Raw genomic sequence first — 6,241 nt, 5'->3', positions numbered from 1 at the left:
GAGACCTCTGCAATGGGTGGGGACAGTGATATCTGGGTAAAGGACAATCACGTCAATATCGGTCCTCGCAGGGTAATTCCTCTCTGCCGTGCAGCCGACCTCTATCCTGGCTTTCTGGACCAGCTCAGGGCAAATCCAATGCCTTCCAGGGGTCTACTTGGGATAAACTTCCAGCCCACCAAATTTTACATCAGGACTGGCTATGATCCCATAGACATAAGCTCACAGGAAATGGAGGTTTTCAGATTTATCTCCGATGAGCCGACTTCCATAAGGGAGTTGCATAGCAGGATGAAGAAATATCCTTCGTCAAAGCACCTGGATTCGCTTTTGCAGAAACGTCTGATACAGACAATAGGTTTCACTCCCACTGATGCACTTCATGTTCTTAGGGACTATACTGAACATACCGTCGAAGCTTCTGAGATCGGTGCCAAATACCTTGGTTCATTGTGCAAACGTGATGCTTTTGAGTTTGCATCATTTGTAAAGCAGGAATTTGCAAAGAACATGGCATCTGATCTTATGTCCTTCTTCCTTGAAGGAATTTCCAAGACGGAGATACGTAAGATATTCGATATAGAATCCCCTACGAAATTCAAGGTGGATATTCCGGTCGTGCTCATAGGTGGCCCTGTGATCGCATACCTTGAGGACCTGCAGTCAATATTGGATGCAAAGATCATCGTGCCTGAATATTCAAATGTGGGGAATGCTACCGGTGCATTGGCAGCAAAAGGTATTCGCAGAGTGGATTTCCTTGTGAGACCTGCATCAATGGCAGCACCTGACTGGGAGTTCTATGTCTTTTCCGAGAAAGGACGAGAGAGCTTCTATGAATATGAAGAAGCACTTGAGTACGCTTCGAAGACCGGGAGGGAGACCATTATGCAGTATATGATGGATGCAGGTATGGATTCCGAGCATGTGAGTGTGGATGTAGAGAAACAGGAGATCATCCCTGATGGATGGTCGCATCCTCTTGAAACACGTATTCGTGTGATGGGTGTTAGTACAAGTCTGGTTGAAGAGAGATGCTAAAAGGCATTCTGAATGTTCTTCTCTTCCTTTTCTTTTTTTTCTGATATGATGATCTGGTCTTTGTTGACCTTCCTTATCTACAAAGTGGAAATGCTTTCCTCACACAAACGTTGATGTAGTTTCAACTCTTTCTTTAAAATTGTAATGTCTTTAGCATAATATGGGGGTGTAATGCTAATGAAACTCTGTTGTTCGCAAGAATGTATGGAAAGGATCACCTGTACTTCGGTTGGACTGGTGGCCCTGATAGTTATCAGTGTACTGTTTATCTTGATATACGAGTTTGTAATATCAAAATTCCTTCTGACAATGTTCGGCCTCTGACCGTACAATATATTGATATAAAAAAGTTAAAAGGAATGTAAGGTTTACTCTGCAGTTTATTCTTCGTTCATCTTGTTCCTTTCATGGTTCAGTATTCTCCGAACCACCAATTTCTTCTTCCCCAGCCCCATGTTCAGAACTTCCGGATATTTTTCGGTCGCATAGGTATACAGTTCATTTGTACCCATATCTGTAAGATTATTTTCCAGCTTCAATAGTTCGGCCATTTCCATTTTCCTTCCTCCGTATTTCTTACTCTAATGGATTAGGAGTTAAATATTTAGAGTTTGTGGTTTTGTCCTTTTCTGAGCATTGATGTGCATTGTTTCATTTTGTCTATAGAAATGATTATAATTGAAAGATACATCTAATAACAAAAATACGTTAAATGAACTTTTGAGGATAATCCCATGACCAATAACAGTTTTGAACCGATACCAAGCTCATTTATGTTTAAGAGCCTGCTTGATAAGAACACGATAATTATGACTGCAAATCCTCGTATCGCCCTTGTGACAAAAGGCATCATGCGAGCAGCAAAAGAAATGGATGCGCCGCTTATTCTTGAGCTGGCAAGATCTGAGTGCAATCTGGAAGGTGGCTATGCAGGTCTGACCCCTGCTGCGATCTCCAAGATAACAAGAGATGCCGCAAAAGAGCTTGAGTTCGATATGTGGGCATTGCATGCGGATCATATCGGAATCAAGAAGGGTACTGATGAAGATATCGAGGAGACGAAAAAGCTTGTGGATGCACAGATAGCGGCTGGTTACACTTCCTTTGCCATTGACGCATCCCATTTGTTCAATTTCCAGGGTGGCAATCTACGTGAAGAACTTGCGAACAATATCGATGCAACAACAAAGATCGGGCTCCACATCAAAGAGGGTATGGGCGATAAGGAATATGGTCTTGAGGTCGAGGTCGGCGAGATCGGAAGGGAAGATGAGAATGGCAGGGTTCTGACCCAGCCGGAGGAAGCTGCTACTTTCATCAAGGCATTGAACGAGAACGGTGTTTATCCTCACTTCCTGGCAATTGCTAACGGTAGTGCTCATGGGAACACTTATGATACCAATGGTAACCTCATCGAACAGGTATCTGTAGATATAGAGCAGACCATTGCAGTAGCACAGGCACTGAAGGACAACGATCTTGATGTAAGGATCGCACAGCATGGTATCACTGGTACCCCACGTGACCTTATCCACAATCATTTCCCTCATGGCGATATTGTAAAGGGCAATGTAGCAACCTTCTACCAGAACATCGTCTGGGATATTTTCAAGGTCTATGAACCGAAACTCTACAAGGATATCTGGGATTGGACAATTGCAAATTATCAGGAAAAGGCTCCGGAAAAGAACGACAATGAGCTATTTGGCAAGTTCAGTAAATTTGCTATCAAAGAGTTCTTTGATAGGATCTATTCAGTGAGCGAGGATACGCTGGAAGCAATTGATGCAATGTGCTATGTTGAGACCCTTCTTTTCATCAAGGCCTTCAATGGTGAGGGTACTGCTCAGGCAGTCAGGGATCATATGGCATGATCCCCCTCTTATTTTTTTAAAATAGTTCAATACTTTTCTATTATTCGATAATTCTTAATTATCGGTTTTTTTACTTACAGCCCAATAAGGCTTTTTATGCTGAATAATATTGATATTCCGATGGGGATCATAACTGCTATTGTTGCGTTCTTTATGGTCATGTTCCTTGCATGAACAAGGCCATATCTCCAGATGTTAGCACTCCACAGATTGATGATAATTCCTATTATGGTAATCATTTGTATGGTTGGGTCTGCAAGAAGGGTCCCCTTTATGTTAGCGGGGTCTTGTGTGATCATATCTGCCATTGAAATAACGCTTGACATTACATAAATAGTTAGTAAGCTGCTAACAATGGTTGGTATAAATCCGTATGCAACGAATTCAAGTGTTCTTTTAAAGTCCCCTTGTCCTCCAAGGAATGACGATAAGATGTAGAATATTGCTGTGTATATTACCCATCCTATCAGTGTGCCAGCGACTGCTGCTATGGCTCCGAATACAATGCCAACACTTCCCAGAACTGCAAGTTCTTCTGGTATGACACTCATGATCTGTTGGGTTGTGATAATGGCACTTATGGCAGCTAATGCTCCGATAAATAGCATTACAAGAATGGGAGTTTTAAATTCAATTTCGGTATTTATCTTCTCTTCAAAAAAACTATTCGAATCTTTAAGAATTTGTGTCAGTGTCATTGCTATTTATGTGCAGACAATAATATATATCTTTAATGGTTTCTGTTTATCGGCAGAAGTATCTACTATTTCATCAAGACAATATCAAGTGCTAAAACCACTTTTCTGTGATCAGGTCCACTTATGACTATTGTCTTCTTTGAGTTCTTTGCACCGGATACGATCATAATATCCCTTGAACTGATGTTAAAAAAGTCTGCCACGATCTCTATAAGCTGTCCGTTAGCCTTCCCTTTCTGTGCTGCGGATGTAAGTTTGATCTCTATACGTTCCCGCCACTGGTTGTAACCTGCAGGAAAACAGGCTTTCTTTGACCCAGGGGTAACTTCCAGATCGATGGCGATACCATCTTTTGTTTCTTTAATAGCTTTTTCAAAAGATGTGTCCATAGTAAGAACTCTTCGATAGGTGTATTTAGAAAATGTCGATAATGCTGTAACCTGGCCCACTAACTCCGAAAGTTCATCCTATTGGGATTCCCGCTGTCCCTTCCGGTTTCCCTCGTGTCAGGCTTATATTGCATTATCGTATGTGCCGCATTGAGGTTGTCTATACAATCACAGAAAGGCTCTGCCATATTCTCATGCAAGGACCTTACAATGCGCCAGAGTACAGTACATGGTAGGATGATATAAAGATAACGTTTTGTCTGTGTTTAATTTTCATAATAGTTGGTGCAAGGAGACCACCCATTTCAATGGGTGGTAATTGACGTGTTGTTCTTTTGTCATCGTACTCTGGTCGTATGGTATTACGCAAAATGGTTTGCAAAAAGGCTTCAAATAGCTGTTATATTATGTGTTAGCTTTCATTTCCTTTCTGGAACTACTTCTTTTTTCTGATACGCGCAGTGATCTTGAAGCTCTGGATTCGATGTTTTCCATTCCTCATGACCGGCTGTGCCTGGGGGTTTGGGTTGTCAGGATAGTGGATCCCGGTTCTGTGGGGCAGCGAAGGGATGGGCGTGTCGGTGCAAGTTGTGGAGTTCTGGACACTCGTTTTTTCACTGTGGGATCCTTTGATGTTGGCTATGATGTAAGGCCGGTAATTGGAAGGTAGGGGAAAGGATGCCCTGTTCAGATGAATTGGTGGTAATTCCAAGACATGACTATTAAAATAAAGCGCTATAGGATGTTTTCCTCTCTTTTTTTATTTATTTATATGCTTGCTATAACGCAATCTATTTATATGAGATAGCGGTAATAAGTATCCTTGTCAAGCTACGGGATGTAATGGTTACAGTCTTGGTGGCAAAAATGACTATATATTAATAAAAAAGATTAGGGTTGCATAAGTTTTTTTATATGTACCTATTACAATTTAAAAAACTAAACGTGAGGTAAAATAATGGCAGAACAAAACCCATTTGAGAATGCAAGAAAGCAGTTACAGAAGTGTGCAGATATCCTTGAGCTCGATGAGGGCATTCATGATATCCTGAAGAACCCAATGAGGGAAATGCATGTGTCCCTTCCTATCCGCATGGACGATGGAAGTATCAAGGTCTTCCAGGGATTCAGGGTACAGTACAATGATGCAAAAGGTCCAACAAAAGGTGGTATCCGCTTCCACCCAGACGAGACCGTTGACACTGTCAAGGCACTTGCAGCATGGATGACATGGAAATGTGCAGTTATGGACATCCCCCTCGGTGGAGGTAAGGGTGGAGTTATCTGCAACCCTAAGGAAATGTCCCAGGGTGAACTTGAGCGCCTTTCAAGGAAGTACATTTCAAGCATCTCAATGATCGTAGGTCCTGACAAGGATGTACCTGCTCCTGATGTCTACACCAACCCACAGATGATGGCATGGATGATGGACGAGTTCTCCAAGTTCTCTGGCAAGAACCAGTCTGGTGTCATCACCGGTAAGCCACTCAGCATTGGTGGTTCCCTCGGTCGTGGCGACGCTACAGCACGTGGTGGTCTTTACGCAGTCCGTGAAGCAGCAGCAGAGATCGGTCTTGAACTTAAGGACGCAACTGTCGCAATTCAGGGATACGGTAATGCAGGTTATTTCGCTGGAACTCTCTGTGAAGAGCTCTTCGGATGCAAGGTCGTCGCTGTAAGTGACAGCCGCGGTGGTGCTGTCAACATGAACGGTATCAGCGCAGAAGCAGCACAGGAGCACAAGAAGGCAACCGGTTCAGTTATTGGTCTCGCAGGCACAGAACCTATCTCCAACGAAGACATCCTTGAGCTTGATGTCGATATACTTATCCCAGCAGCTCTTGAGCACGTCATCACACACGATAATGCAGACATGATCAAAGCAAAGATCGTTGCAGAACTTGCAAATGGTCCAACCACCCCAGAAGCAGATGAGATGCTCTTTCAGAAAGGCGTACACCTCATTCCTGACTTCCTCTGTAATGGTGGCGGCGTGACAGTATCTTACTTCGAGATGGTGCAGAACTTCTACATGTACCGCTGGAGTATAGAGAGGGTCCACAACAGACTTGACGCAAAGATGACCAACGCATACCACTCTGTTCTCGAAGCTTCCAAGCAATACAATGTCAACATGAGAACCGCAGCATATGTCGTAGCTGTCAACCGTGTAGTTGAAGCAATGTCAGACCGCGGATGGTTATACTAAGCATTGTAGATATTTTCGAAAAATAACTCT

General features: G+C 42.9%; 7 protein-coding genes and 1 pseudogene. 5 read left to right on the top strand and 3 right to left on the bottom strand.

The genetic code is table 11. The features are described 5' to 3' along the window. Together PBV53_RS03705 and PBV53_RS03700 are read left to right on the top strand one after the other, a co-directional pair. Positions 1 to 1,041 (top strand): annotated as a pseudogene (locus PBV53_RS03705) (hydantoinase/oxoprolinase family protein); the annotation flags it as partial. A 177-nt stretch (positions 1,042 to 1,218) separates the two neighbouring features. Further along, positions 1,219 to 1,365, top strand: a complete 147-nt coding sequence (locus tag PBV53_RS03700) for a hypothetical protein (protein ID WP_270095836.1) — start codon at positions 1,219 to 1,221, stop codon at positions 1,363 to 1,365. 56 nt (positions 1,366 to 1,421) lie between these two features. On the opposite strand, the gene PBV53_RS03695 is transcribed toward PBV53_RS03700, so the two are convergent. After that, positions 1,422 to 1,598 carry a hypothetical protein gene (locus PBV53_RS03695; RefSeq protein ID WP_270095835.1) on the bottom strand — a complete coding sequence of 59 codons (177 nt, stop codon included), beginning with the start codon at positions 1,596 to 1,598 and terminating at the stop codon, positions 1,422 to 1,424. Between the two features lie 177 nt (positions 1,599 to 1,775). Here PBV53_RS03695 and PBV53_RS03690 point away from each other — a divergent pair, with 177 nt between their 5' ends. Beyond that, complete coding sequence (locus PBV53_RS03690; RefSeq protein WP_270095834.1) at positions 1,776 to 2,915, top strand: class II fructose-bisphosphate aldolase; 1,140 nt, start codon at positions 1,776 to 1,778, stop codon at positions 2,913 to 2,915. 74 nt (positions 2,916 to 2,989) lie between these two features. Here the strand turns inward: PBV53_RS03690 and PBV53_RS03685 are convergent, their stop codons facing one another. Together PBV53_RS03685 and PBV53_RS03680 are read right to left on the bottom strand one after the other, a co-directional pair. Continuing rightward, positions 2,990 to 3,613, bottom strand: coding sequence for a YIP1 family protein (locus tag PBV53_RS03685; RefSeq protein ID WP_270095833.1), 624 nt, complete (start codon positions 3,611 to 3,613; stop codon positions 2,990 to 2,992). A gap of 65 nt (positions 3,614 to 3,678) precedes the next feature. Then, entirely contained in the window at positions 3,679 to 4,002 is a 324-nt protein-coding gene (locus PBV53_RS03680) for a DUF167 domain-containing protein (RefSeq protein ID WP_270095832.1), read from the bottom strand. 409 nt (positions 4,003 to 4,411) lie between these two features. Between PBV53_RS03680 and PBV53_RS03675 the strand changes: the two genes are divergently transcribed. Together PBV53_RS03675 and PBV53_RS03670 are read left to right on the top strand one after the other, a co-directional pair. Then, positions 4,412 to 4,672 carry a hypothetical protein gene (locus tag PBV53_RS03675; RefSeq protein WP_270095831.1) on the top strand — a complete coding sequence of 87 codons (261 nt, stop codon included), beginning with the start codon at positions 4,412 to 4,414 and terminating at the stop codon, positions 4,670 to 4,672. A 288-nt stretch (positions 4,673 to 4,960) separates the two neighbouring features. After that, complete coding sequence (locus PBV53_RS03670; RefSeq protein ID WP_270095830.1) at positions 4,961 to 6,211, top strand: Glu/Leu/Phe/Val family dehydrogenase; 1,251 nt, start codon at positions 4,961 to 4,963, stop codon at positions 6,209 to 6,211. Positions 6,212 to 6,241 lie beyond the last annotated feature (30 nt).

This window comes from Methanococcoides alaskense, from assembly GCF_027594145.1.
GTDB lineage: Archaea > Halobacteriota > Methanosarcinia > Methanosarcinales > Methanosarcinaceae > Methanococcoides > Methanococcoides alaskense.
This window is presented reverse-complemented; position numbering and strand designations above follow the sequence as displayed.

Coding starts and splice junctions, on each gene's coding strand:
- PBV53_RS03700 (WP_270095836.1), top strand. CDS start 1,219: ATGAAACTCTGTTGTTCGCAAGAATGTATGGAAAGGATCACCTGTACT.
- PBV53_RS03695 (WP_270095835.1), bottom strand. CDS start 1,598: ATGGAAATGGCCGAACTATTGAAGCTGGAAAATAATCTTACAGATATG.
- PBV53_RS03690 (WP_270095834.1), top strand. CDS start 1,776: ATGACCAATAACAGTTTTGAACCGATACCAAGCTCATTTATGTTTAAG.
- PBV53_RS03685 (WP_270095833.1), bottom strand. CDS start 3,613: ATGACACTGACACAAATTCTTAAAGATTCGAATAGTTTTTTTGAAGAG.
- PBV53_RS03680 (WP_270095832.1), bottom strand. CDS start 4,002: ATGGACACATCTTTTGAAAAAGCTATTAAAGAAACAAAAGATGGTATC.
- PBV53_RS03670 (WP_270095830.1), top strand. CDS start 4,961: ATGGCAGAACAAAACCCATTTGAGAATGCAAGAAAGCAGTTACAGAAG.